The sequence below is a fragment of the Oceanobacillus phoenicis genome (assembly GCF_047238145.1).
Classification (GTDB): Bacteria; Bacillota; Bacilli; order Bacillales; family Amphibacillaceae; genus Oceanobacillus.
Genome location: NZ_JBDFME010000001.1, coordinates 2714743 through 2740136, shown reverse-complemented (window position 1 = coordinate 2740136; position 25394 = coordinate 2714743). Strand labels below are relative to the sequence as shown.

The following is a 25394-nucleotide window of genomic DNA, read 5'->3' as shown; positions in this document are numbered from 1 at the left end:
GCTCGGTTTTTCAAAGGAGGTTCCAAATTTGAATACCACTTTAGAACAAATAATTAAAAATTCTATTGTATATACATATGTTGCTAGCCAACCATTTATTGCCATGACTGGATTACCAGTCGATATAATGGCATCTGAACAGGTGGTTCAAAACGGTGATCATTTTGAATCATCGAACGCGTTAATAAAAAAGGAAGATATTTGGTTTGGTGAAAATTGGAATACGGAACAATATAGTATTACTTCAGAACAATTAGCCTATCAAATAGATACCGAACAATTTGATGATGCACTTAGTATTACTGAATTAGAAGAAATGGAAAAAGCCAATTCACTTTCTATAATTGAAGATAAGATAAACTCTATTCAACCAGGTATGAAATCGGATAATATAAAAGAAGTCCAAAAGGCGTTAGTTACTCTGGATTATTATTCAGGTGAGATAGATGGTATTTATGGTCCTTTAACCCATGATGCCTTAGTTAGTATAGAGAAAGATTATGACTTATCATTAGTCAGTGAACAACAAGACGAAAGGATTCAAGAAATATATTATGCTGTGGAGTCATCAACTATAGAAGAATCCCAAAGTTCTAGTGTAGAAACAATTGAGAGTGATGACCTATCAACTAATGAAAATAATAATGATTCCACCGAAGAGAAAAGTCAGGACCCCTACTACTCGAAACAACTCGATGTAAGTGGAAATAAACAGCCTGTTATAAAAGCAGCTAGATCCTTAATAGGGACCCCTTATGTATATGGTGGTGATGGCCCAGAAGGTTTTGATTGTAGTGGATTCATACAGTACGTCTATGAAAGTAATGATATCGTAATCCCTCGAACGGTTAGTGAGATATGGAATTTTAGTTCTCCTGTTGATAGTCCTTCAATTGGTGATATCGTATTTTTTTCGACCACACACTCTGGACCATCTCATGCTGGTATTTACATAGGTGATGGACAGTTTATTCATGCTGGTTCCTCTAGTGGTGTAGCTATTGGTGAATTATCTAATCCTTACTGGGAAGAGAGGTACATTGGTGCGAAACGAATTTAAAGGTTACTCCCCCTCCCATTCTTTAAAGAAGTGTTGTAGGAACTTTTGCATGTATTGATGGCGTTCTATTGCTATCATTCTACCTGTATTCGTATGCATTGAATCCTTTAAAAGAAGTAATTTCTCGTAAAAATGGTGAATGGTAGAACCAGATGATTTTGTTGGATCATAAATGGCTCGCTGGTTTGAACCTCCATACGCAAAAGCTCTAGCTAATCCGATGGCGCCGAGTGCGTCTAATCGATCCGCATCTTGAATAATTTTACCTTCTATTGTTGAAGGTATAATACCTTTAGAATATGAAGTAGTATTGATAATCGTCATTATTGCTTCAATTTGAGAATGTTGTAATCCTAGTTGATGAAGAAATTGTGAAAGCTCATTTAATTCATTTTCTTGATTATTGGTTAACTTATGATCAGCTATATCATGAAGCCATGCAGCAGCTATGGTTATAAATAGATTAGCCTCCTCTTCTATAGCGATCTTAGTCGCGTTATTTACAACCCTTTCTAAATGAAAATAATCATGACCAGTAGTATCATTCGAGAACTTGTGTTTTACGTATTCAGTAATTTTTTCTAATTGGATCTCCTTCGAACTCATTATTTCCTCCAATATGAATAGATTTTAAGATTACTTTATCATTCGTTACACTATTTGTAAATTTTAGTTAATTCATCAAAAATTAAAGCCATTTTCTTGACTGATTTGTTTGAATAGGCTAATATTAGTAACAAGCAAAGAAGATGTACGGAATCATTAATTACCTAAGGCAGCTTCTATAGAAGTGGATGATTTATGATCCGTACTTCTATAGGAGCTGCCCTTTTTTAATATTCCGTTGGTCAACTTTGTAATAACACGCGTTTTACGTGGAAGTATTAGGAGGAAATTTACATGGAAAACGGAGTAGTAAAATGGTTCAATGCTGAGAAAGGTTACGGATTTATCCAACTAGAAGAAGGTAATGATGTATTCGTACACTATTCAGCAATCCAAGAAGAAGGCTTTAAATCTTTAGAAGAGGGACAAGAAGTTTCTTTTGAAATTGTTGAAGGTGAACGTGGTCCTCAAGCAGCAAACGTTGTAAAAAAATAATATCTAATATATAGCGGAAGCTTAACAAAAAGCTTTCCGCTTTTTTTGTGTTTGATTTTAATCTTCATCTCTTCTCCTTCTAATTTGTCAATAAAAGCCCCTGTTTGTTCATCAATCGTTCACAAACTTTTCTAACTTAAAAGTTTGTAAAATCTATAGAACGCCTAATTTGTGCATAATTGAACAAAGTGTGAATAGTCCGTGATGTGTACAAATAGGACCTTTGTATTGTGTATGATAAAACTATAGATACAAAAGGGGTGATGAAAATGAAAAATCTCTTTCATAAAGATAACAATGAAGCGGAGCCAAACCTAAAAGGGACATTTGCTTCGGTATTAATATTAGGTGGGCTTATTGTTGTTTGTTGGGTATCCGTATTTACACTCTTTATGACTAGATAAGAAGAAAGGATGAGAGAAAGTGCACCTGCATAAATTAGAAAAATGGTGGTTGATTCTCGGGATTAGTGCATTAATCATATTTTTAGTTGTATTAGGATTCGGTGCTTTTTACATGGGCACACATCCTCAAAGTCATGGACTGACGATTGATCCTAATAATGTTGAAGCAAATGAAGCCTTTCAACAAGAAAACCTTGGTTTAACCAAAGTGGATGAAGATCATTATATAGTTAATGTTGTTGCCAGTGCTTTTAATTATAACCTTGGAGTCGATGAAGACGGAAATTCTGTAACTCATATTAAAATCCCTAAAGGTTCTTCTGTTTTATTTCAAGTGGTTACAACAGATGTAATACACGGCTTTAATATTGCTGGAACGAATGTAAACATGATGGTTGAACCAGGTTACGTTAGCAGTATGGAAGTTCAAATGAATAAAGTTGGCGAATTTACGTTGTTATGTAATGAGTATTGCGGAGTTGGACATCATATGATGTTTACGACTGTGGAGGTGTATGAATAATGGCTCTTGCTAAGTTACATGTTTTTGAGGATATATCAGCTGAACCTATGGAGATTACAAAAAAAGATTCTAAATTATACTTATCTTTTATTTACGTAGCAATTATATCACTGTTCTTAGGTGGATTAATGGGGTTATTGCAAGTACTAGTACGAACAGGAGAATTTACACTTCCATTTGGAATTGGTTATTATCAAATTCTTACTTTCCATGGAGTTGTTCTTGCTCTAGTACTGACTACCTTTTTTATTATTGGATTTCAGTTTGCCTTATTGGGAAAAACAGTGGGAATTTCTGAAAAACAGCGTAAAGCAGCATGGCTAGCTTTTTGGGTAATGACTATTGGTACATCAATGACTGCTGTTACAATTCTAATTGGTAAAGCAAATGTGCTCTATACATTCTATGCACCATTAAAAGCACATCCCCTCTTCTATATTGGCTTAGCTCTTGTTGTCGTGGGGACTTGGATTGCGGCGGTTGTAAATTGGAGACAACTATTTGTATGGAAAAAACAAAACCCAAATCAAAAATCACCACTCCTTGCTTTTATGGTTACAATCAATATGATTATGTGGGTTATTGCATCATTAGGTGTGGCTGTTGCGGTATTAGTTCAATTTATTCCATGGTCATTAGGATATGCAGAAACCATTAATGTATTGTTAAGTAGAACATTATTTTGGTACTTCGGCCATCCTTTAGTATACTTCTGGTTATTACCAGCCTATATGGCATGGTACGCTATTATTCCAAAGATTATCGGAGGTAAATTGTTTAGTGATTCCTTAGCCAGATTATCCTTTATTTTATTTTTATTCTTTTCGATTCCGGTTGGTTTTCACCACCAATTAACGGAACCTGGTATAGATCCTACATGGAAATTCATCCAAGTTGTATTAACATTTATGGTTGTTATACCGAGTTTAATGACTGCATTCTCCATGTTTGCAACATTTGAAATTACTGGCAGAAAAAATGGATATCAAGGTTTATTCAGCTGGTTTAAAAATTTACCGTGGCGTGATGTCCGCTTCTTCGCTCCATTTGTAGGCATGCTTGCATTTATCCCAGGTGGCATTGGTGGAATAATTAATGCTTCCCACCAAATGAACACATTAGTTCATAATACAATTTGGGTAACGGGACACTTTCATTTAACTGTAGCAACAACCGTGTTACTTACATTTTTTGGAATTGCTTACTGGTTAATTCCACATTTAACTGGTCGAAAGTTAACAAGAAAAATTCATCGTTTAGGCATTTATCAAACCGTCATTTGGACAATTGGTATGACGATTATGTCTGGTTCTATGCATATCCAAGGTTTATTAGGCGGTCCGAGAAGATCTTCCTATTCAGAGTACGGTGGATCCGAGCAAGCCGTTGAATGGGGTGCATATCAGATGGCTCAAGCAGTTGGTGGTACGATACTTTTTATTGGAATTATTCTTATGGTCTATATTTTTATTCATCTTGTATTTTTTGCACCAGAGGGAGAAGAAGAATTTCCGATTGCTGAGGAAGAAGATCATGCACCAACTACACCAAAATGGATGGAGAATTGGAAATTATGGATAGGTATTACCATAGCATTAATTTTATTTGCTTATACTATCCCTGTAATTGATATTATTCAAAACTCACCACCTGGTTCACCACCATTTGATGCTATAATCGGTAATTAATTCAAAGATAAAGTATATACGAAACGAAAAATCGCTAAGGCAATATACTATAATGGTAGGAAATAAGCTTCTAGCCGCGCCCTCTCCCCTGTAAAGTATATGTGTATTACCTTAGCGATTATAATTAACCTTTATGTTAGTCAAAATTTTTAACTGGTAGATTAATCGTTTAAACTAGTGAGTGCCTTTTCCTCAGCTGGAATACGTATACTCATTAGAATGAGATGTAAAAATGGAAATATAATCGCTGTCCAATACGCACCAAACATCATCGGGATAACAAATAGTTCTATCCCTACAATTATATAATTAGGATGTTTAATATACTTATAAGGACCTCGCTTAACTAATGTACTCCCTGGCAGGATAATTATCTTGGTATTCCAGTGCTTACCTAAAGATGAAATACTCCATATTCGAAGGAACTGCGTTAATATAAACAAACTGAACCAAAGTGTAAATAATGTTGGAACAGCTGTTGATTTTGTTATAACTATTTCGATAAAGATACTCAAAAAAAACAAGCTATGTACAACAATAAACCACTTGTGCTGTTGCGGTTCTATTTCAATTCCACCTTTTGCGAGCATCCATTTTTCATTTCTCTTTGCAATAATTAATTCTGTTATTCGTTGCAAGATAATAAATACAAACAACATACTCAAAAAGACACTCATATTTTTTTCCACTCCGCAAATAGTAATTCCGAACTAAATCCAGGGCCTAACGCACTTATTATACTCCGCTCCCCTTCTTTTACACCTTTCTTCATCCAATCATGAATAACATAAAAGACTGTAGCAGATGACATATTTCCATGCTTTCTTAACACATCATAGGATGATTGAAGTTTCTCTTTAGTACATGGTATCACTTCTTCCATTGCCTCCATTACCTTTCTTCCTCCTGGGTGAGCGATAAATGAGTGGATATCTTCACTAGTATATTGAATTGTTTTTAAAAATTCATCGATATGTTTCTTCCAAAAGGAATGCACTAATGCTGGAATGCTTTTTTTGAAAATAACTTCAAAACCTGTATCCTTTACGTTCCAACCCATAATATCTTCACTGTGCTTTTTTAATAAAGAGCTTTGTTCGTACAGATGTAATTTTGTTCCTTTTAAATTGCTACAGTATTGTGAAGTTTTTCCGACAAGAAGTAAAGCACTTGCGCCGTCTCCAAATAATGCAGTACCAACCATATTGCTTTTCTTACTGTCTTGTTTTTGAAATGTCAGGCTACATAACTCACAGCAAATAATTAAGACGATCTTATCTGGATGAGCTTTTGACCAATCCATTGCATTACTTAATCCTATCGCTCCACCTGCGCAGCCTAATCCCCATAGAGGCATACGCTGTATGTTCTCTCTAAATGGTCGCTCATTTATACAACTCACATCTAATGAAGGCGTTGCAATTCCTGTACTTGAAACAAAAACAATCATATCAACTGCTTCGTAAGGAATTGGTTGATGTAAAAAATCAGAATCTGTTAAACATGCGTCTATAGCATCTAAACAATGTTTTATCGCTTCTGTTTGATAAATGTGATTTCTTTCTTCAAAGTTATGATCACCGAAAAACCAAGATGAATTAACAACAAACTGTCTTTCTTCTACTGCAGCATGATCAAAAACTGGAAGTAGTCGTTCAATTTGTTTTTCGGAATATGAAAATAATTGCTTTACAATATGTTTCACATCTTGTTGGGGAATTCTGTGAGGTGGTACGCCTAGACCAACGGAACTTATGTATGTCATTATAATCACCTTGTTTCATAGGAATTTTTCTTCAAACAGTATTCCCATTCAAGAATGATTCATACAAGCACTTACAAATGAAAAACCTCCATTAGGTCATCCCTCGATATAGGTAGAGTGAAAAAATTCTACGAATAAGGATTTGTACCATGCAGGAGGTTTACGTTATTTATTCTTTTTTCCCAAAGTATTGATAATAGTTGGTTTGAATAAACCCATTAAATAGTTTTCTTTTTTTAGTTGCTTTTTTACCATATGCTTGTTCAAATTTATCAAATGCTGTGATGGTATAAACACTCCAAGAGGTATGTTGATTCATTACCTCGCCGAGATCACGATACATTTTCTCTACCTCTGCTTTATCACTCAGTCGTTGTCCGTATGGAGGGTTTGTAATAATGTATCCATTTGGTTTTTTAATAGTCATATCTTTCACTTGCATTTGCTTCCAAGTAATTAAATCTCCTAGTCCAGCTTCTAATGCATTAGCTTTAGATGTTTCAATCATACGATGGTCAATATCACTTCCAACAATATTTAAAGGTTGATCATACTTTGCATAATCTTCTGCTTCCTGGAAGGCTTGATCCCAATGTTTTTGACGAATCCATTCCCAACCTTCAGCAGCAAATTCACGATTAAAACCTGGAGCGATATTCTGACCAATTAGAGCAGCTTCTATTAATAGCGTCCCCGATCCACAAAATGGGTCAATTAACGGAAAGTCTGGTTTCCAATTGGTTAGTTGAACAAGAGCAGCAGCTAATGTTTCTTTTAATGGAGCTTCGCCTTGTCCCACTCGATATCCTCTTTTATGTAAACCAGTTCCTGATGTATCTATAGTTAATGTTACTTTGTCTTTTAAAATAGATACTTCAGTCTTAAATAAGGATCCGGTTTCCGTTAATTTATTAATTAGACCATATTTTCGTTTTAAACGCTCTACAATTGCTTTTTTTACTATCGCTTGACAATCTGAAACACTATATAGTTTTGATTTAACTGATTTTCCAGAAACAGGAACTTGTCCATCTTCTGATATATAATTTTCCCAAGGTAACGCTTTTGTATTTTCAAACAGTTGATCAAAAGAATAGGCATCAAATTCTCCTACAATTATTTTCACCCGATCAGCTGAACGGAGCCATAAATTACAACGAGGAATCGCTTGAATAGGAGCATCGAAAAGCACTTTTCCATTTTCAACTTGCACATTATAACCTAAATTTCTAACTTCATCTGCAACAATTGATTCTAAACCCATTGCAGTAGTTGCCAATAACCTAACTTGTTTCATAAGGGATAAGTCCTTTCCGTTCAAAAGTAGTATAAGTGTAACATATTTTCATATACTCAACCAAGATAACATTATTTCATATAAAAAACCCTTGTATAAACAACTTTCATACAAGGGTGGTTTTCATATATACGTGACCATTAAATGCTCGATAAGCCATGTTCTGTACCTTTGTACTACAATCGGTGGTCAACCTTGTACGCCGGTTGTAATCATCTATCTACAGATAATCTGTCCCTTTTTCGGTTCTAATTCCCTACTAAAGGATGCCCCTACCATTAATTTGGGTTGCTCACTCGTGGGGTTTACCGCGTTCCACCTAGAATGTTTCCAATCTAGCTACGTCACTGTGGCACTTTCAAGAATGAATCCATATTATCTATATCGATAACTTAGGGTTTCATATCTGCCGTTAGCATTAGAGCTACCTTGACTTATGACTTCGTCAAGCACGAACACTACGAGCATCGCAGCTCGTGTGAGCATGGACTTTCCTCTACATCAGAAATGATGCAGCGATTACATGAGCATTTAATTGACTTAAAATATCTTATCATGGCTCTTGTATTAAATCAACATAATTTTATTTCCAATTAGGATTCTTCTTGCTCGGTATAACGCTTGCCGAACACAGCTTTTTCCAGGTTAGAAAGACGTTTTAACACATCATAATTAACTTGGGAAGTTGGTGGCTGTTGAGATCTCGTACGCGATTGCTCTGCAGCAGGTGGATTCTTTTTCAGTTTTTCGTTTTCTGCTTTTAATCGATCAATCTCCTGTTTGAAATTATCATAGTCCTGAATGATAATATCTAAAAATTCGTCTACCTCTTCTTGTGAATATCCTCTTATACCAGTTTTGAAGTCTTTTTCCAAAATATCTTTTCCACTTAGTTGAATACGATTAACACTCATATAATCACCTCTTAAATCATTACAAACATTTTTAATAGATAGCTTTTCCTTGACATTATATTTATTGATTATCTACTGAATTAGAACTTTTACTTATTATTATAACATAAAAAAAGAGAACTGTTTGCCAGTCTCCTTTTTAAAATTAAAAATTCATGATAGGAATATTACAGAGGAGTTCCGTTAATTATTCTCTAAATCATCGGGTTGAAAAGAAAAAGGTAATAATTCTTCTGTTGTCAACGTTTTAACTTCTTTATTTACATTCGTTAAATGAACCTTCATTGACGAAGTAAAGAATTCACTCATTACTTGTCGACAGGAACCACAAGGAGGAACAGGCCTATTTGTATTGGCCGCTACAGCCATTTCTGCAAATTCTGTCTCTCCTTCAGATATCGCTTTAAAGATAGCTACTCTTTCTGCACAACATGTAACAGGATATGCTGCATTTTCGATATTACAACCTGTATAAAGCTTACCTGATTTTGTTAATAATGCTGCTCCAACTGGAAAAGCCGAATACGGTACATACGCACTATCCATCGCCCCCAGAGCAGCGTCTAATAATTGATTCTTGTTCATCCACTTCATCCTTTATTAGTAGTGTTCGTTATTATAGATTATTTTTAGAAAACTGTAAAGGTTTTTACTGTTCCAGATCATCTAATAATAAGTCGAACACATATAATATCGAACGGTATAACTCCATATAACGTTTCTTTCTTGTATCCATATAGTAACTATGCATTAATAGAAGTTCCATATTTTCTCTTGTCGAAACAACTTGATTGGGGTGAACATTAGCCTTTCTTTCTTTCACAACGATAAGAGCATCCTCTTCCCAGTTCGCAATTAATTGATAAATTGGAGTGGTCTCCTCCTTTACCATTTGGAAGTAATCCCTATCTTTTCTATCTTCCGGTGGTTCAGAAGTCTGAAATCTATATTTTAGTTTTTCCAGATCTTTTTTTAATTGTATGGTAATTTCTTTTACATTCATGATATATCCCCTTACCTTTTTATCTATTCATACTCTATCATGAATGAAGGATAAACTCATCTCTTACCGTTGCTACAAATGTTTTCAATAAATGCTTTTGTATGTTCAATTTGGGTAATTTCAGATTGGAATTGTAACCAAACTTCTCTATCTACTTGTACTTTTAATTTGTGATGCATATACGATAATTGTGCTTGAAGTTCATTCATCTTTGCCTCGGTTTCATGTTTACTGTACCCTCTATTGGACATGGAATTAATATGCTTCATAGCATGCATTATCTCACACCTCTCCTTTTTATTTATAATTTAATTCTTTATTACAGGCTCTACTCCCTTCCCTATCGACAAAACTAGAAGGATTGATACAAAACTAGTGATTATACTCATCAAATAACCAAGATTAGACAAACTAATATAAAGGAGGTGTCTTTCATTGCGAAAATCGAAGAAAGAACAAAAAACTGACAAACATTTGAAAAAAGCACCACAAACAGGTGATAAAAAATTAGATGGACCAAATCGCCCATCTACTTAATTACTCAATGAAAATGAAGAGGTTGGATACAAAAAAACGTATGGATCAAAAAATGAATTGAAATATAGTTAAAATCCTGTGGAAGGAAGATCTAGGTGAGTTCCGTAAATTGATAAATAAACGGTTGCTCACCAACCTCCCACAAAGAAGTATATTTCTAAAGCGGATTTTAAAAAGTCATTCATTTAATCACATACTTTTTCCAACCTCTTTTTTAAATATGAAGTTTTCCATATAGGTATAATAATTTCCGTTTAAAGTTAAACTGGTTTTCAATAGGTGAATATTGGGAAACTGTTAATGGAGTTAACCATTTTTTGTGTACACCCTTCCTTTTTGACCAGTCTTTTCGAATAGTATCCTGATGCTGAACAATCGGATAGAGTTGCCGATATGGTTGACTAATTTCACTTGTGAATTTTCTCTTGCGAAATCTTTCATATTCAAATCGAGATCCAGTTGGCTTAATCGTTCTAATAAAATCTACAGTATTCTTATAAATTTTCGGATCGCTTAACATCGTCGCAATTCGTCTACCTGTTTTAATTCTACGATTTAAGGAGGTAAAATGATGTATAAATACTCCATAAGAAGACTGGTGCATTGCTGGAATCAATACGGCATTCATCCATAGAACATTGATTATTCGATAAGGTAGGCGATGAAAAACTTCTTTTTCGTATTTTGATTTTGTTATTAATGGATGCTCAATAACATTCTGTTCATTAATAATTAGAGCGAGCATTAACCTTTCCTTATCGTTGGTTTTCCAAAAATAATGCCACTCTTTTATCATAAATCGTGATACTTGAAAATGTACTAATAAAGGAAATAATGGCGTTTGAAACTCTTTAGATAATTCATATACTAATAATTGAGGATAAGCATCAGAGAATATAGTCCAATTTGCACGTTCATAAGTTTGGAATAAATACTCTCTCTCCTCCCTACCTAGCATTTTTTTATATGTTGGTAAAGTTAAATCTGTCATATTATATCCTGCATTTCGAGATACGACAGTTGCAATTAGTGTCCATACTATTTCAGGATGTTTTTCATAGTAGGTCTGATATGCTTTCGTTCTAGAAATGTTGTCTATATTATGTGCTGTAGTCGATTTTGTTATATAATGGATGAGGAAAGACTGTTGTAGTTTACTCATCAATTACCACATACTTTCTAAAAGAGTTATGAATTATCTTTTGCTTCTTTTCTTAAAATCATGCAAAAGAAGCGAGGAGGGATTTTATTGAATTATCCGAACGGCCAACAGAGAATGACTATTAACAATGTTGCTCGTAAACAGGATAATCGTATGTTTAGCAATAGAGGAATGTCCTTAGAGGATGATATTAATGTAACAAATGAATTTTATTTAGAAACGAACCAAGCAGTTATACACAAAAAACCAACACCCGTTCAAATTGTTAATGTACATTATCCGAAAAGAAGCGCAGCAGTAATTACTGAAGCATATTTTAAACAAGCTTCTACCACTGATTATAACGGTGTTTATAGAGGTAAACATATTGATTTTGAGGCGAAAGAAACGAAGAATAAAACATCATTTCCATTAGCTAATATACATGAACATCAAATCAATCATATGCAAAAAGTTATTGATCAACAGGGTATTTGTTTTATGTTAATTCGATTTATAGCTCATGATGAGACTTACTTATTAGATGCCAGAGCACTTTTAACATTTTGGAATCTTAAGCAAGAAGGCGGAAAGAAATCAATTCCTTATGATATGATTAAAAATCAAAGCCAGCTTATTCCATTCCATTATCAAAAACGAGTTGATTATTTAACTGCTGTAGATAAGCTTTATTTTTAATTACGGAGGTAGAAACAAATGGCAGAGAATAAAGGCCAGAGTAGAACAGCAAGAAGACAACAACAGAAGAAATCAAAAAAACCGAGAAAATCGAATAACCCAACTTGGAAAAAGGTTTTAAAAATATTTTTATTCATTATTTTAGCAATGCTTGTCATTGGTATTGGAGTTGGTGCATATTGGATTGCTACGGCTCCGGATATTGACGAAGAAAAACTTACCGTTCCATTTTCCTCTACTTTACTAGATAAGAATGGCGAACAATTTGCAGAACTGAGTGCAGAGGAACGTAGAACTCAAGTAAAATATGAGGATCTTCCAGATGTGCTAATCGATGCAGTAACAGCTACAGAAGACGCAAGATTTTTTGATCATGCTGGTGTCGACCCGCGAAGGGTTGGCGGTGCTGTACTAGCAAACTTTACCGATGGATTCGGTTCTCAAGGTGCAAGTACGATCACTCAACAGGTTGTTGAGCGAGCTTTCTTAACACCAGATAAGAAAATAAGTATCAAAGTACAAGAAATGTGGTTAGCTCTTAAGTTAGAGCGCGAATATACAAAAGAAGAAATTATGGAAATGTATTTAAATAGTATTTTCTATGGCTCGCAAGCTTATGGTGTAGCGAACGCTGCGGAAACCTATTTTGGTAAAACGGATCTTAATGATTTAACATTACCTGAAGCAGCAATTCTGGCGGGGTTACCGCAACGTCCTTCGGCTTATAATCCGTTTGAAAACCCAGAGCTAACTGAAGAGCGAATGAATACCGTACTTACATTAATGGTTCGACACGGTAAAATCACGGAGGAAGAAGCTGAAGAAGCAAGACAAGTAGAAGTTACTTCCCTATTAAGTGAATCAAAACCAGATCCGACGCCTTATGAGGCATTTATTCAACAAGTAAGAAAAGAAGTAGAAGCAAAAGTAGAAGACGCAAATATTGATACCGATGGGTTAAGAATTCATACAACAATTGATCCAGATGCTCAAGAGCATGTTGAATCACTCTTAGCGAATGATGGAAATTCGATTAATTATCCAGAAGATACACAAGGTGCTATCGTAGTGCTTGATACACAATCTGGTGCGATTGAAGCAATTGGCGGAAGAGTGGATACCGGTGACGTTAGCGGTTTTAACTATGCTACTCAAGGAAAAATGCAAATTGGATCTGTAGCTAAACCACTTCTAGCTTATGGACCGGCAATTGAGTATGATCAAATGTCTACCTACCATCAAATTAATGATGACGGACCGTTTGAAGTAGCTGGGTCTACTCCAATTCAAAACTACGGTCAATATCATGGTTGGGTATCAGCAAGATATGCAGTTCAAATGTCTCTAAATGTTCCAGCTGCTAAAACAATCGAATCTGTTGGATATGAAAATGCGCAAAACTTTGCGGAGAATTTAGGTCAAACCTTTGAAAACAATTTAGATGTAAGAGATGTAATCGGAGGTACAGGAAATAGTTCGAATCCAATGAAGATGGCTGGTGCGTACCGCGCATTCGGTAATGAAGGAATTTACAATGAACCATATGCAGTAACAAAAGTAGAGTTTCCGGATGGTCGTACCGTCGATTTAACACCTGAAGCAGAACCGGTAATGGAAGATTCCACAGCATATATGGTTACTGATATGATGCGTTCAGTAGTGGAAGATGGAACAGGGTCTTCTGTTCAAATCCCAGGACTTGATATAGCTGGTAAAACAGGAACAACTACATTAGATGGCGCTGAGGGAAGTCCAGATGCTTGGTTTGTTGGCTATACTACGGACTATACGATTGCAGCTTGGACAGGAGGTCAGCGTGTAGAGGAAGACGGAGGCGTAAGCCGAGTAGCCTTAACAGATACTAGTCTTTCTCGAGAAATGTTCCGCCAAACAATGGCACATATCTCAGAGGGTAATGATACTGCCAACTTCGAGAAGCCAGATTCCGTTGTAGAAGTAAAAGTGGAAAAAGGTTCTAATCCACCTGCTCTAGCTAGTGATTACACACCTAGTGAGCAGACATTAACGGAACTATTTGTAAAGGGCACAGAGCCAAAAAGTGTGTCAGAGAAATTTGATCAACTTGATGCAGTAAGTGGTTTGAATGCTACTTACAACGAAGATTCAAACTCGATTGATGTAACTTGGGATTACGAGTCTGATGATGATGTTAGTTTCGATGTTCGTGCAAGTGTAGATGGTGGAGATATGCAAGATCTTTCCTCTACTGAGGATACATCGATGGAGATTTCTGAAGTTGAAGCTGGCACTGAATACGTTATAGAAGTAACAGCATCCAAAGGGAACTTAACAAGTGAACCAGCTAGAACGTCGCTAACGGTTCCTGGTGAAGATGAAGAAGAAGTGGATGAACTCCCATCTGTTAGTGGGTTATCTGCTCAATATGTAGGAGATGGAGTTATCGATGTAAGCTGGAGCTATGATGGACCATCAGCTTCATTTGAGGTGATTGTTAATGGCCAGACGCAAACGGTTCAATCTCAAGGATTAGAAGTAACAGGTGCGAGTCCTGGTGAATATACCATTGAAGTGACACCGGTTAGTAACGAAGATAGTGAGATTACCGGCCCTCCTCAATCTACATCCGCTACTGTTCCAGACGAATCTGGTGGTAATGGAGAAGGTAATGGAAGTGGTGAAGATGGTAATGGTGATGAAGAAGGTAATAATGATGAGGGAAATGAAGATGAAGGTAATCCTGATCAAGGTGAAGGAAATCGTGAAGACGAAGATGGAGAACCTGGTAATGAAGACCCAGGAGATCAAAATTAACTAATATAAAAAGACGCAGCATTAATAATTGCTGCGTCTTTTTAGTATTATTAAACATTCTTATGGATAATAGTTATTCTGCAACTGCTAGTTTCTTCATTCTTTTCTTTCCTTCTCTACATAATTCAAGAAGTGGGCATTCCGGGCATTGCGGATTTCTTGCTTTGCAATGGTACCTGCCAAAAAATATCATTCGATGATGTGTTACACTCCATTCATCTCGAGGTACTTTTCTCATTAAAGTATTTTCTACTTCAAGAACACTATCTTTCCATTTACATATACCAAGACGTTTGGATACACGTTCTACATGTGTGTCTACCGCTATAGATGGCTCATTAAATGCAATTGATGCAACGACATTGGCTGTCTTTCTCCCAACGCCTGCTAATTTTACTAGCTCCTCTTTTGACGATGGAACTTTTCCATTATATTCATCTAATAACATTCGACAAAGTTTCTGTATATTTTTTGCTTTGGAGCGATATAGTCCGATAGAACGAATATCATTTTCTAGTTCGTTTAAATCGACAGATAAATAATCTTCCGGTGTTTTATATTTTTGAAAAAGATCCGCAGTTACTTTATTTACAAGTTTATCTGTACATTGGGCAGACAAAAGAACGGCAATAACCAGTTCAAAAGGATTAGAATGTTCCAATTCTCCTTTTGCATCAGGGAACATCTCTGCCATGGCATCTAAGCAATATCGTATTTGTATTTGGTTTAGCACTGTTTATTCCCCCTCTAGCCAATTATAGTAAAACGATGTATCTCTTTTTTGGTTGCTTGATGAAGCTTGTTGATTTTGATGAAATGGTTGGCTTGCTTTCCGAGCATCCTGCACGGAATGAACCCCTTTCCTCTTCCACTCTCTTAAGATCCTATCTATATATTTAAAATTAAGTTTCCCCATTAATACAGATTCTCTTAATCCTGCTTTAATTAATGATGATTCTATCTCATCTACATCTATCCAAGAGTTGATGGTCTCAATTTCAAACGGAGATAGTGGTCTACCGAATTCTTGTTCAAAAAGAATAAAAATGGTACCAATTGGATCTTCAGGTTCACTATTTTCTTGTTGTGATGTGTATAACTTTTCCCACAAGGGTTCTAGAGAATAAGATTCACTATAAGGTTCGACTTGTTCATTTTTCTCTATAGTTAATAAGCCTTGTTGAAGTAATTTACGTAAAATTTGAGCACATTGTTTTTCATCAAAACTAACAAATTGTGCCAATTCTGACGGAGTTGGAAAATCATTATTTTTTTCCGAAAATCGCAGTAATTGTAAAATCATCATTACCTCTGCTTCCTGAAGACCTAATAGATGATAATCAGTAAGAAGTTTGGCTGGAATACTAAGTTGATCTTTTAAAATTTCTTGTAATTGTATATTTGTCTTTTTCATTGGTAAGCACCTCAATAACAGTATAGCATGTACAATTAGATTAGAAAGAAAAATCCCTCGCGAAAAATGCAAGGGATCGATTCCTTAATATTAAGGATATAGACGATTTAGTAGACGTGGGAATGGGATTGTTTCACGAACATGTTCTACTCCAGATAACCAGGCTACTGTACGTTCTAATCCTAATCCAAATCCAGAATGTGGTACACTTCCGTACTTACGTAGTTCTAAGTACCATTGATACGCCGGTCCAGTTAGTCCATGTTCTTCGTAACGCTGTTCCATTAGTTTTAAATCATCAATTCGTTGGGAACCACCTATAATTTCACCATAACCTTCCGGAGCAATTAGATCCGCACATAAAACGACATCAGATCGATTAGGATCTGGCTTCATATAAAATGCTTTAATATCTTTCGGATAATTGGTTATAAATACTGGCATATCATAGCTTTCCGCAATCGCAGTTTCATGCGGTGCACCAAAGTCCTCTCCCCATTCAATATCATCGAAGCCTTTTTCTTTTAACATATCTATGGCTTCATCATAAGAAATTCTCGGAAATGGAGCTTTTATCTTTTCTAATTTAGAGAGGTCTCTTTCAAGAATGGATAGCTCCAATTTACAATTTGTTAATACAGATTGAACAATATGGCTGACATAGTTTTCTTGGATTTTCAAGCTATCTTCGTGTTCAACAAATGCCATCTCAGGTTCAATCATCCAAAATTCGATAAGATGCCTTCTTGTTTTTGATTTTTCCGCACGGAAAGTTGGACCAAATGAAAATACTTTTCCTAATGCCATTGCAGCTGCTTCCATGTATAGTTGTCCGCTTTGTGATAGGTATGCTTCTTCATCAAAATACTTCGTATGGAATAGCTCTGTAGTACCTTCTGCAGAAGATCCAGTAAGTATCGGTGGATCTACTTTTACAAATCCCTCTTCATTAAAATACTCATACGTAGAACGAATAATTTCATTTCTAATTTTCATTACAGCATGTTGCTTTTTGGAACGTAGCCATAGATGACGGTGATCCATTAAGAATTCTGTTCCATGTTCTTTAGGTGTAATTGGATAGTCATGAGCTTCATGAATCAATTCAACATTGGACACTTGCATTTCATATCCAAAGTCAGAGCGTGTATCTTCAACAATTTTACCAGTCACGTATAGGGATGATTCTTGTGTAATGTTTTTTGATGTGGTAAATACATCTTCAGATACATCACTTTTCACTACGACACCTTGCATAAACCCTGTTCCATCACGTAATTGTAAAAAAGCAATTTTACCGCTTGAGCGTTTGTTAGATAACCATGCACCAATGGTTACTTCTTTTTCTACATATTGTGGTGCCTGTGCAATTGTAATTTTCATGGTAAGTCCTCCATTATTTATGATTTAGAACGAATCGATGAATTCGATTAGCTGCTTCAGTAAGTTCTTCAGTTGATAATGCATAAGATAACCGTACATTATCTGGTGATCCAAATCCAGAACCAGGTACTAATGCAACTTTCTCTTCTTCTAAAAGTGCAGCTACCCATTCATCTACCGTTGCAAAACCATTCATTTCAGCTGCTTTTATTGCATTAGGAAACAGATAAAATGCGCCTTCTGGTTTAATGCATTCCATTCCAGGAATATCTTGAATTAATTTATAAAAAGCATCTAATCGCTCAGCGAATATTTTCTGATATTCTAAAGATATATCACCTGGATCTTTCGTATATGCCGCTAGTGCTCCATATTGTGCAATCGATGTAGGGTTTGATGTTGAATGAGAAGCAAGATTGGTCATCGCTTTAATAATCTTTTCATTACCTGCAGCATAGCCAATTCTCCAACCAGTCATTGCATGTGATTTAGAAACCCCATTTATAATTATTGTCTGATTATATAATTCGTCAGATATGGAAGCGATAGATACATGCTCTTTAGTTGTATAAATCAATTTTTCATAAATTTCGTCTGAAACAATAATGATATTATGTCTAAGACATACTTCACCAAGAGCTGCTAATTCTTCTTTAGAATACATTAGACCTGTTGGATTAGATGGTGAATTAATAATCACTGCTTTTGTTTTTGCAGTAATAGCCTCTTCTAATTGTTTTGGTGTAATTTTGAAATTATTATTCTCAGCTGCAGGTAAAATAACTGGATTTCCTTCAGCAAGTTTTACTTGTTCAGGATAACTAACCCAATATGGTGATGGAATAATCACTTCGTCTTCCTTGTTTAAGATAACTTGGAAAAGTGTATATAAAGCATGTTTTGCCCCGTTTGTCACGATAATTTGCTTGTCATTATAGGAAAGTCCGTTATCTTTTTGAAATTTGTCAATAATTGCAAGTTTTAACTCCGCAATACCACCAGCAGGAGTATACTTTGTTAGACCATTGTTCATCGCTTGCTGAGCACCAGCCATAATATATTCCGGTGTATTAAAATCTGGCTCACCTGCTCCTAAGCCAATTACATCAAATCCTTGTTTTTTTAAATCTTTTGCTTTAGCAGTTATCGCTAATGTAGATGATGGAGTTAATGTTTGAACTCTTTGTGCTAATTCCATGTTTTTTCCCCTCTCACTAATTAAACATCTTTGGATATTTATATTGTTCTTGTAAAGAACCATCTGTAATGGAATGATAATTCATCACATAATTATTTTCATTATCATGATATGTTATTTCCCAATAAGCTTCCTCCTCCATTAATGCAGGAGTTACATTTACAAGCTTACAAGAATCACATGATGACTGCCAGCTCTCAATTAATGTATCTTTTGATAACATATCTTCCATGTCAAAAACTTTTAATTGTCGCTGTTCGCCTTCCAGTGGATAAAAGACCAGTTTATCTTCACCTGCTTCATTCGTTGCTTCTAAAACATGATAACTGTTTGTTCCATGAAATGATTCAATGGAATGGATATCTACATAAGAAGTTTGTTGTAATAACTGGGTGGTTGTTGTGTCCATTTCTGATGTTCTACTATCATTAATGACTTGATATAAGTAAATGCAATAGGCAAGCAACGAAATTAAAATAATACCTATACCAACAAGCGAATAAACTAACCATTTACGTTTCGTGTTCGTCATAAATATCCATCCGATCCCATTCTAATTGAAGTATAATTTTAAAATTATACGAAGTGTAATTTTCTTTTATTTACTATACATAGCAAATAATCATCTGTAAATAATAATAACACGTCAAAAAGATGATTGCTGTTTTGATGTAAAAATTTTACCGACCAATTCGATTGTTCTTTAATTATTGTTCTGATGCCTATTAAAAGGCATCAGTTTTTTTATACCATTGTTCCGCTTTAGTGATTAGTTCTTGTGTAGAATCATAATGGATGGGAACCTTTGGTATAGATTCTGTAAAATACTTTCCGTATCTTGCATGAACAATACGAGCATCGCATACAAAGACAATTCCTCTATCGCTAGATGAACGTATTAACCTGCCAAATCCTTGTTTAAATTTAATCACTGCATTGGGCAATGAAAGTTCCATAAACGGATTTTGTTTATGTTTCTTCAAAATTGCCGATTTTGCTTCAACTACAGGATGATTTGGTGGCTGAAAAGGTAATCTAACAATGACTAAAGATGATAAATCATCTCCTGGAATATCCACACCTTCCCAAAATGAACTAGTACCTAAAAGAATCGCTTGGTCAAATGATTGAAAATTTTTCTTTAAGCGTGCTCTACTTCCACTAGTAATACCTTGTCCAATGAGCATATATTTGTCCGTTTCCATCGTTTCTTTTAAAACATAATACGCTTTTCTTAACATCTCATATGAAGTAAATAATACAAGCATCCTTCCAGATGTTATCTCGGCTAAGGATATAATTGCTTCTGCTGTCGCATAGACAAAATCATCTATATTTCCGTACTTGATGTTCGGAAAATCATTCGGTACAAACATTTGTACTTGTTGATCATAAGCAAACGGTGATTCAATTTGTTCTGTAATACACGAATGTGAAGATAGACCTAATCGTTTCTTCATAAAGGAGAATGAGTGATTCATCGTTAATGTTGCACTCGTCATTACTACACTTTCTTTTTCATTGAAAAACTCGTTTTCTAAAAGTTCTGCTACATTTGCTGGTTCACTATACAAAAATACAGAGTGATTTTGGCCTTTTTTATCTATTTCAATCCATTTAATTTGTTCTACTTCTCCATTAGAGAAAAACATTAGCTCTAATCCATCTATATACCTTTGCAACAATTCGACCATTTGTAATAATTCTTCTCTATGATTTTTTTCAGATTGATCTTCTTGGATAATTCTTTGTTCAACCATAAAAAGAATATGAATAAGATCTCGAAAGTATAAACTTAGTCGAGATGACATATCTAATATTACTTGCCACGACTCACCAGTTTCCTTCTCCGTATCCATTCGATATTGTATTCTACCTACGTCACTTAAAGCTTGATTACTTAAGTGTTGTTTGGAGACGTAATGATATATAGTTTGAAAAAGATCTTCAATCTCTTGCTTTGCACTTTTTAACGTATCATTCCAATCATGTAATGGAATCTCGACACTAGATAATTGATAAGCTTGTACATAATTACCAAATAGCTTATCTTCTTCTGATGAGCCCATTTGGTTACATGTAAATTGCATACTCATGTAGTCCATTTTTAAACCATAATGATGTGCTGCTTGTTCTTCAAAATGATGAGCTTCGTCAATAATTACCCGTTCATAAGAAGGAAGAAAAGCATAATCATTAAACATATCGGTACACAATAACGCATGGTTCGTAATTATTATATTTGCTCGTTGTGCTTTTTTTCTAGCTTGTTGATAATAAGAATATTGAAACCAAGGAGATTGAGGATTAACCGACTTTTCTGTATCCGAAGAAATTTTCCTAAAGAAAATATATCCACTGGTCGGCAATTGTACTTCATCTATATCACCGGTTTCCGTCTCTGTAATCCAAACTAATAACATTGCTTTTGTAAGTGCTACATCATAATTATCTTGACCTTGCTCATAAAGTTCAATGAAGAATTTTTCTAAGCTAATGTAATGATTTTTCCCCTTTAATAAAGCCGCTTGAAAAGGAATTTCACTTATTGTATGTATAAGTGGTATTTCCTCATCTAATAGCTGTGATTGTAGTTGCGTGGTATGGGTGCTAATAATTACCTTTTGTTTTTGTTTTACTGCATAGTATACGGCTGGAAGAAGATAAGCTAGTGATTTTCCAGTACCAGTACCTGCTTCTATCAACGCATGACTTTTAGAAGTGAAAGCGTCATAAATGGTTTCAGACATCTCTTGTTGACCTGACCGTTTTTCATACTTTGACAGATGCTGAGATAATTTACCGTTTTCTTCATAAATTGTATCTAAGTACGTACCAAAGGATGTTTCTACACTATGTAGTTCTCTCGCTTCAACTTCTTTCATTTGAAAAGCTAAACCTTGAAAGGTTTTTATAGATGGTTGCTGATCTGTAGAAAAAGCTAAATCATCCAACCTATTCATTAGTATTTCTTTGATATCAGAAATGAACGCACCTTCTAATTTTAGCCACTGTTCAATTGTTTCATATGGCAGTTGATTGATTTTATCAAGTAGTTTTTGAAATAGCTTTGCTGTTACATATGCATCAGACAAAGCTCTATGTGGATCATCATGCTGCAAATTGAAATGATCAGATAATTGACTTAATTTATATCCGGGAGCTGTCGGGAATAAAATCCTTGATAATTCTACTGTATCTAATACTAAATTATGCAGACGATCTATTCCATTTTCTTTAAGTTCCGCATTTAGAAACCCTAAATCGAAATTTACGTTATGTGCAATGATATAACTATCTTCCAGTAATGAAGTAATTGTAGAAGCTTTCTCCTTAAATAAAGGAGCGTCTGCAACATCTTCATCAGAAATACCTGTTAAATTAGTTATAAATGGTGGAATTGGCTGATCTGGATTAAAGAAAGTCGTTTTCGTATCAATAATTTCATTATCCTCGATAATAACCATACCTATTTCAATGATCTTGTCATTTTTTGAAGGGGCATGACCAGTTGTTTCTAGATCGATTACGACGAAACGATTCATTTATGCTTCACCTCCCTTTCTACCTTAGGAATAAAATAAGAAAACGAATAAGAGTTTTAAGACATTACATTACCGTCATTGGAGGTTCTTGTTCTATCATTTGCTTAATATGGTTGTTTTCGTCCATGATTGCTACCTTGGGATGAAAAGTGCTAAGTTCTTCTTGTGATAAAAGTGCATAGGCAATAATAATTACAGTATCTCCTGGTTGAACAAGTCTTGCAGCAGCACCATTTAGACAAATAGTTCCACTATTTTTTTCTCCAGCAATAACATATGTCTCTAATCGAGCACCATTATTATTATTGACGATTTGAACCTTTTCATTAGGTAGAATATCAACTTGAGCTAAAATAGCTTCATCAATAGTAATACTACCTACGTAGTTTAAATTTGCTTCTGTGACAACAGCTCGATGAATTTTACTTTTCATCATCGTACGATACATGATTCCATCTCCTTATTCTCAACGATAAAAAAAGTTATGTCCTATTACATCCCTTTAAAGGTATTGGCAGCTAGTATTTAATTACAGTGTCTTTTAAAGTATCCACGTAATGTCTCATTAAGACATGAACTATTATTTTTTGATTCAAGTATTTTTCCTCTTTTACAATGATAGCAGGATTTCAAACACCGTCAACAACGAGTTAAGTTCTTTCAATGAATTTTAGAGCAACAGAAACTTTATGCTTTCGTCCACAATAAATAGTTTTAAACAGCTTAAAACTTAAACAATCAATATATTTCTAAACGTTAATTCGATCGTGAAAACCATTTGATGTCTGCTGAATATAGCTTAATAGGCTTCCCCTCTGAAGATTCCACTAACAAAGCTCCTTCATCTGAAATTCCTAAAAACTTTCCTACCCATTGTTCATGAAATGTGGTTATATCGATTTCGGAGCCAATTTTAAACGCGTGTTCTTCCCACCGTTGTTTAATAGGGAGAAATCCTTGTTTAAGATAATCGTTATACGTACGTTCAAATTGTAATAAAATCTGTTGCAAAAGTATGTGTTTTTCAAACGTATGTCCTGTCTCTTGGTATAAAGACGTAGCTATTTTTTGTAATTCTTTGTCCCAAAGTTGACTCGATTGATTTACATTCAATCCAATTCCAATGAGGATATATTGCACTTGATCTTGTTCCGCTTGCATTTCTGTTAATATCCCACATAACTTTTTTTGATTAACTAAAATATCATTGGGCCATTTAATTAAAGGGTTAATATTTGTTATTTGCTGTATTGCATCTGTAATTGCAACTGCAGTAAGTAAGGTCAATTCTGATGCACGATTGGGAGGGATATTAGGGCGCAGAATTATTGTCATCCATAATCCATCGCCATTAGAGTCCCAATTTTTTTGAACTCTTCCTCTTCCAGCAGTTTGTTGATCTGCTATTATAATGGTCCCATGTGTTGCTCCATTCTGCGCTACTTCATGACCGACAAGTTGAGTTGAACCAACGGAGGTTTTATGAATAATTTCTTTACCTAACCAATCCGTTTCTAAGCCCCATCGTATTGTATTTGTGCTGATTTTATTCGGTGATAAGATAATACGATATCCTTTTCTTGGTTTAGCTTCAATTACATATCCGTCTTTTTCCAATTCCTTCATATGTTTCCAAACAGCGTTACGTGAAATATTTAATAGTTCAGAAAGGCGTTGCCCAGATGCATAAGCTTCACGATGATTAGATAGTATCTCGATTAATTTGGCTCTTGTTGATTGCATAATACCCATTCCTTTATTATTTTTTTCTCATTAGCTAGTTGCATCGTTACTACTAAATACTCGATCTCTTCCAAAATCTGTTTAATCCACTTTCCTTTTGACCGTTGAGGAAACCAATCTATCAAATCATTTCCGTTTACATCCAAGTCTGCTCGTTCCTTGATAGGAAGTATTGCGTCTATTTCTTCTAATTGTTCGTGTTGAATTGTAGTATGATCCATAACGAAGACAAGGCGAATCCAACCAGCCCAAAGTTTTTTTGGAAGAATATAGAGAAGCCAATTGTCTAATCCATGAGAGCGATAAAATTGAAAAGCGTTAATTAATTTTAAAGCATCGTTTTTAATATGGTTAGAGCACTTATATTTCCTTATCCAATCATGTATCTTAATGGTTGGCTCTAATTGATGGAATACTGCAATCACTTCTGAGAATGATTGCAGCGGAATAATATTTTTTTTAATTTCTTTAAAAATATCACTATTCCCCGCTTCAAAAATCGGAAGCTGCTCATCAAGGCGTAAATCAATAATATACTGAATTGCTTTAGCAACATGGTATCCCTGAAATAACTTCGTGAGCTCCGCTGTTATTCTTTCTACTGCGAGATGTTGAATTTGTGATCGAATGACATACATCGCTTGGAATGTGTCTGCTTGTATCGTACAACCTAACTGACTTGAAAAACGAACCGCACGAAGAATTCGTAATGCATCTTCTTGAAATCGCTCTTCAGCATTTCCAACTGTACGAATTAACTTCTTTTCTAAATCTTCTTTGCCATGGAATAAATCCGTTATGCGACCATTACTATCCATCGCCAATGCATTCATTGTAAAATCACGACGCCGCAAATCTTCCGCTAAATTCGTAACAAAACGTACTTCGTTTGGTCGACGGTAATCTGTATACTCGCCATCTAGTCGATAAGTAGTAACTTCATACGATTCGCCTCCCTGTCGAACAATTACCGTACCGTGCTCCATACCGACCGGAATTACTTTTGGAAACAGTGTAATAACCTCACTAGGTGTCGCAGAAGTAGCAATATCAATATCGTGAATATCTTTTTTTAAGAGAAAGTCTCTTACACATCCTCCAACAAAATATCCTTCATAGCCATTAGACGCTAGTGTATTCAATATAGAGGAAGCTTTTGTAAAAGGTTCAGATAACATCATTCCAC

25 protein-coding genes and 1 other RNA gene are annotated in these 25394 nt (G+C 35.0%); 7 read left to right on the top strand and 19 right to left on the bottom strand.

Annotation, left to right across the window (positions count from 1 at the left end):
* The first annotated feature begins 28 nt into the window (after nucleotides 1-28).
* A complete protein-coding gene (locus ABC346_RS13685; protein WP_413235369.1) occupies nucleotides 29-1060 on the top strand; it encodes a C40 family peptidase in 1032 nt (343 codons plus the stop codon).
* Nucleotides 1061-1063: 3 nt separating this feature from the next.
* Here ABC346_RS13685 and ABC346_RS13680 read toward each other — a convergent pair whose 3' ends face one another.
* Complete coding sequence (locus tag ABC346_RS13680; RefSeq protein WP_413235368.1) at nucleotides 1064-1666, bottom strand: HD domain-containing protein; 603 nt, start codon at nucleotides 1664-1666, stop codon at nucleotides 1064-1066.
* 294 nt (nucleotides 1667-1960) lie between these two features.
* Here ABC346_RS13680 and ABC346_RS13675 point away from each other — a divergent pair, with 294 nt between their 5' ends.
* The 4 genes from ABC346_RS13675 to ABC346_RS13660 all read left to right on the top strand — a co-directional run bounded on the left by ABC346_RS13675 (nucleotide 1961) and on the right by ABC346_RS13660 (nucleotide 4776).
* On the top strand, nucleotides 1961-2161 hold the full coding sequence (locus ABC346_RS13675) for a cold-shock protein (RefSeq protein WP_011066143.1): 201 nt from the start codon (nucleotides 1961-1963) through the stop codon (nucleotides 2159-2161).
* Nucleotides 2162-2430: 269 nt separating this feature from the next.
* Nucleotides 2431-2565, top strand: coding sequence for a cytochrome c oxidase subunit 2A (locus ABC346_RS13670; RefSeq protein ID WP_413235367.1), 135 nt, complete (start codon nucleotides 2431-2433; stop codon nucleotides 2563-2565).
* Nucleotides 2566-2584: 19 nt separating this feature from the next.
* Entirely contained in the window at nucleotides 2585-3088 is a 504-nt protein-coding gene (locus ABC346_RS13665) for a cytochrome c oxidase subunit II (RefSeq protein WP_413235366.1), read from the top strand.
* Nucleotides 3088-4776, top strand: coding sequence for a b(o/a)3-type cytochrome-c oxidase subunit 1 (locus ABC346_RS13660; RefSeq protein ID WP_413235365.1), 1689 nt, complete (start codon nucleotides 3088-3090; stop codon nucleotides 4774-4776). Before ABC346_RS13665 ends, ABC346_RS13660 begins: the two co-directional genes overlap by 1 nt.
* Nucleotides 4777-4937: 161 nt before the next feature.
* On the opposite strand, the gene ABC346_RS13655 is transcribed toward ABC346_RS13660, so the two are convergent.
* From ABC346_RS13655 to ABC346_RS13615, 9 genes are all read right to left on the bottom strand, one after another.
* Nucleotides 4938-5453: an isoprenylcysteine carboxyl methyltransferase family protein gene (locus tag ABC346_RS13655; protein WP_413235364.1), complete on the bottom strand. Its 516-nt coding sequence runs from the start codon at nucleotides 5451-5453 to the stop codon at nucleotides 4938-4940.
* Nucleotides 5450-6541, bottom strand: a complete 1092-nt coding sequence (locus ABC346_RS13650; protein WP_413235363.1) for a type III polyketide synthase — start codon at nucleotides 6539-6541, stop codon at nucleotides 5450-5452. The genes ABC346_RS13655 and ABC346_RS13650 overlap by 4 nt, the downstream gene beginning before the upstream one ends.
* A 169-nt stretch (nucleotides 6542-6710) precedes the next feature.
* A complete protein-coding gene (locus ABC346_RS13645; RefSeq protein ID WP_413235362.1) occupies nucleotides 6711-7838 on the bottom strand; it encodes a THUMP domain-containing class I SAM-dependent RNA methyltransferase in 1128 nt (375 codons plus the stop codon).
* A 147-nt stretch (nucleotides 7839-7985) separates the two neighbouring features.
* An RNA gene (gene rnpB, locus ABC346_RS13640) (RNase P RNA component class B) lies at nucleotides 7986-8369 on the bottom strand.
* A gap of 62 nt (nucleotides 8370-8431) precedes the next feature.
* Nucleotides 8432-8752, bottom strand: a complete 321-nt coding sequence (gene gpsB / locus ABC346_RS13635) for a cell division regulator GpsB (protein ID WP_413235361.1) — start codon at nucleotides 8750-8752, stop codon at nucleotides 8432-8434.
* 183 nt (nucleotides 8753-8935) lie between these two features.
* Nucleotides 8936-9337 (bottom strand): cytidine deaminase, encoded by a 402-nt coding sequence (locus ABC346_RS13630; protein WP_413235360.1) that lies wholly within the window; start codon nucleotides 9335-9337, stop codon nucleotides 8936-8938.
* A 64-nt stretch (nucleotides 9338-9401) separates the two neighbouring features.
* A complete protein-coding gene (locus tag ABC346_RS13625) occupies nucleotides 9402-9755 on the bottom strand; it encodes a YppE family protein (protein WP_413235359.1) in 354 nt (117 codons plus the stop codon).
* 56 nt (nucleotides 9756-9811) lie between these two features.
* A complete protein-coding gene (locus ABC346_RS13620) occupies nucleotides 9812-10033 on the bottom strand; it encodes a hypothetical protein (RefSeq protein WP_413235358.1) in 222 nt (73 codons plus the stop codon).
* A 473-nt stretch (nucleotides 10034-10506) separates the two neighbouring features.
* Complete coding sequence (locus ABC346_RS13615; RefSeq protein ID WP_413235357.1) at nucleotides 10507-11454, bottom strand: DUF2515 domain-containing protein; 948 nt, start codon at nucleotides 11452-11454, stop codon at nucleotides 10507-10509.
* An 87-nt stretch (nucleotides 11455-11541) separates the two neighbouring features.
* Here ABC346_RS13615 and recU point away from each other — a divergent pair, with 87 nt between their 5' ends.
* Both recU and ABC346_RS13605 read left to right on the top strand, forming a co-directional pair.
* Complete coding sequence (recU, locus tag ABC346_RS13610) at nucleotides 11542-12132, top strand: Holliday junction resolvase RecU (protein ID WP_413235356.1); 591 nt, start codon at nucleotides 11542-11544, stop codon at nucleotides 12130-12132.
* Between the two features lie 18 nt (nucleotides 12133-12150).
* Nucleotides 12151-14925, top strand: a complete 2775-nt coding sequence (locus ABC346_RS13605; protein WP_413235355.1) for a PBP1A family penicillin-binding protein — start codon at nucleotides 12151-12153, stop codon at nucleotides 14923-14925.
* Nucleotides 14926-14998: 73 nt separating this feature from the next.
* Here ABC346_RS13605 and nth read toward each other — a convergent pair whose 3' ends face one another.
* From nth to ABC346_RS13560, 9 genes are all read right to left on the bottom strand, one after another.
* A complete protein-coding gene (nth, locus tag ABC346_RS13600) occupies nucleotides 14999-15658 on the bottom strand; it encodes an endonuclease III (protein WP_413235354.1) in 660 nt (219 codons plus the stop codon).
* 3 nt (nucleotides 15659-15661) lie between these two features.
* Nucleotides 15662-16339, bottom strand: a complete 678-nt coding sequence (locus tag ABC346_RS13595) for a DnaD domain-containing protein (RefSeq protein WP_413235353.1) — start codon at nucleotides 16337-16339, stop codon at nucleotides 15662-15664.
* 90 nt (nucleotides 16340-16429) lie between these two features.
* Entirely contained in the window at nucleotides 16430-17722 is a 1293-nt protein-coding gene (gene asnS, locus ABC346_RS13590) for an asparagine--tRNA ligase (protein WP_413235352.1), read from the bottom strand.
* 13 nt (nucleotides 17723-17735) lie between these two features.
* Nucleotides 17736-18920 carry a pyridoxal phosphate-dependent aminotransferase gene (locus ABC346_RS13585; protein WP_413235351.1) on the bottom strand — a complete coding sequence of 395 codons (1185 nt, stop codon included), beginning with the start codon at nucleotides 18918-18920 and terminating at the stop codon, nucleotides 17736-17738.
* A 16-nt stretch (nucleotides 18921-18936) separates the two neighbouring features.
* Complete coding sequence (locus tag ABC346_RS13580) at nucleotides 18937-19452, bottom strand: cell wall elongation regulator TseB-like domain-containing protein (protein WP_413235350.1); 516 nt, start codon at nucleotides 19450-19452, stop codon at nucleotides 18937-18939.
* 193 nt (nucleotides 19453-19645) lie between these two features.
* Nucleotides 19646-22465, bottom strand: a complete 2820-nt coding sequence (gene dinG / locus ABC346_RS13575; RefSeq protein WP_413235349.1) for an ATP-dependent DNA helicase DinG — start codon at nucleotides 22463-22465, stop codon at nucleotides 19646-19648.
* A gap of 64 nt (nucleotides 22466-22529) precedes the next feature.
* A complete protein-coding gene (gene panD / locus ABC346_RS13570) occupies nucleotides 22530-22913 on the bottom strand; it encodes an aspartate 1-decarboxylase (RefSeq protein ID WP_413235348.1) in 384 nt (127 codons plus the stop codon).
* 308 nt (nucleotides 22914-23221) lie between these two features.
* On the bottom strand, nucleotides 23222-24208 hold the full coding sequence (locus ABC346_RS13565; RefSeq protein WP_413235347.1) for a biotin--[acetyl-CoA-carboxylase] ligase: 987 nt from the start codon (nucleotides 24206-24208) through the stop codon (nucleotides 23222-23224).
* Complete coding sequence (locus ABC346_RS13560) at nucleotides 24184-25389, bottom strand: CCA tRNA nucleotidyltransferase (protein WP_413235346.1); 1206 nt, start codon at nucleotides 25387-25389, stop codon at nucleotides 24184-24186. The genes ABC346_RS13565 and ABC346_RS13560 overlap by 25 nt, the downstream gene beginning before the upstream one ends.
* Between the last annotated feature and the right edge of the window lie 5 nt (nucleotides 25390-25394).

What these genes read in the sequence shown, in the direction of transcription:
- ABC346_RS13560 (WP_413235346.1), bottom strand. Translation starts at nt 25,389, where the DNA reads ATGATGTTATCTGAACCTTTTACAAAAGCTTCCTCTATATTGAATACA.
- ABC346_RS13620 (WP_413235358.1), bottom strand. Translation starts at nt 10,033, where the DNA reads ATGCATGCTATGAAGCATATTAATTCCATGTCCAATAGAGGGTACAGT.
- ABC346_RS13650 (WP_413235363.1), bottom strand. Translation starts at nt 6,541, where the DNA reads ATGACATACATAAGTTCCGTTGGTCTAGGCGTACCACCTCACAGAATT.
- ABC346_RS13655 (WP_413235364.1), bottom strand. Translation starts at nt 5,453, where the DNA reads ATGAGTGTCTTTTTGAGTATGTTGTTTGTATTTATTATCTTGCAACGA.
- ABC346_RS13680 (WP_413235368.1), bottom strand. Translation starts at nt 1,666, where the DNA reads ATGAGTTCGAAGGAGATCCAATTAGAAAAAATTACTGAATACGTAAAA.
- ABC346_RS13580 (WP_413235350.1), bottom strand. Translation starts at nt 19,452, where the DNA reads ATGACGAACACGAAACGTAAATGGTTAGTTTATTCGCTTGTTGGTATA.
- asnS (WP_413235352.1), bottom strand. Translation starts at nt 17,722, where the DNA reads ATGAAAATTACAATTGCACAGGCACCACAATATGTAGAAAAAGAAGTA.
- ABC346_RS13595 (WP_413235353.1), bottom strand. Translation starts at nt 16,339, where the DNA reads ATGAAAAAGACAAATATACAATTACAAGAAATTTTAAAAGATCAACTT.
- ABC346_RS13660 (WP_413235365.1), top strand. Translation starts at nt 3,088, where the DNA reads ATGGCTCTTGCTAAGTTACATGTTTTTGAGGATATATCAGCTGAACCT.
- panD (WP_413235348.1), bottom strand. Translation starts at nt 22,913, where the DNA reads ATGTATCGTACGATGATGAAAAGTAAAATTCATCGAGCTGTTGTCACA.
- ABC346_RS13630 (WP_413235360.1), bottom strand. Translation starts at nt 9,337, where the DNA reads ATGAACAAGAATCAATTATTAGACGCTGCTCTGGGGGCGATGGATAGT.
- ABC346_RS13670 (WP_413235367.1), top strand. Translation starts at nt 2,431, where the DNA reads ATGAAAAATCTCTTTCATAAAGATAACAATGAAGCGGAGCCAAACCTA.
- ABC346_RS13645 (WP_413235362.1), bottom strand. Translation starts at nt 7,838, where the DNA reads ATGAAACAAGTTAGGTTATTGGCAACTACTGCAATGGGTTTAGAATCA.
- ABC346_RS13625 (WP_413235359.1), bottom strand. Translation starts at nt 9,755, where the DNA reads ATGAATGTAAAAGAAATTACCATACAATTAAAAAAAGATCTGGAAAAA.
- ABC346_RS13605 (WP_413235355.1), top strand. Translation starts at nt 12,151, where the DNA reads ATGGCAGAGAATAAAGGCCAGAGTAGAACAGCAAGAAGACAACAACAG.
- ABC346_RS13675 (WP_011066143.1), top strand. Translation starts at nt 1,961, where the DNA reads ATGGAAAACGGAGTAGTAAAATGGTTCAATGCTGAGAAAGGTTACGGA.
- dinG (WP_413235349.1), bottom strand. Translation starts at nt 22,465, where the DNA reads ATGAATCGTTTCGTCGTAATCGATCTAGAAACAACTGGTCATGCCCCT.
- ABC346_RS13565 (WP_413235347.1), bottom strand. Translation starts at nt 24,208, where the DNA reads ATGCAATCAACAAGAGCCAAATTAATCGAGATACTATCTAATCATCGT.
- ABC346_RS13615 (WP_413235357.1), bottom strand. Translation starts at nt 11,454, where the DNA reads ATGAGTAAACTACAACAGTCTTTCCTCATCCATTATATAACAAAATCG.
- ABC346_RS13585 (WP_413235351.1), bottom strand. Translation starts at nt 18,920, where the DNA reads ATGGAATTAGCACAAAGAGTTCAAACATTAACTCCATCATCTACATTA.
- gpsB (WP_413235361.1), bottom strand. Translation starts at nt 8,752, where the DNA reads ATGAGTGTTAATCGTATTCAACTAAGTGGAAAAGATATTTTGGAAAAA.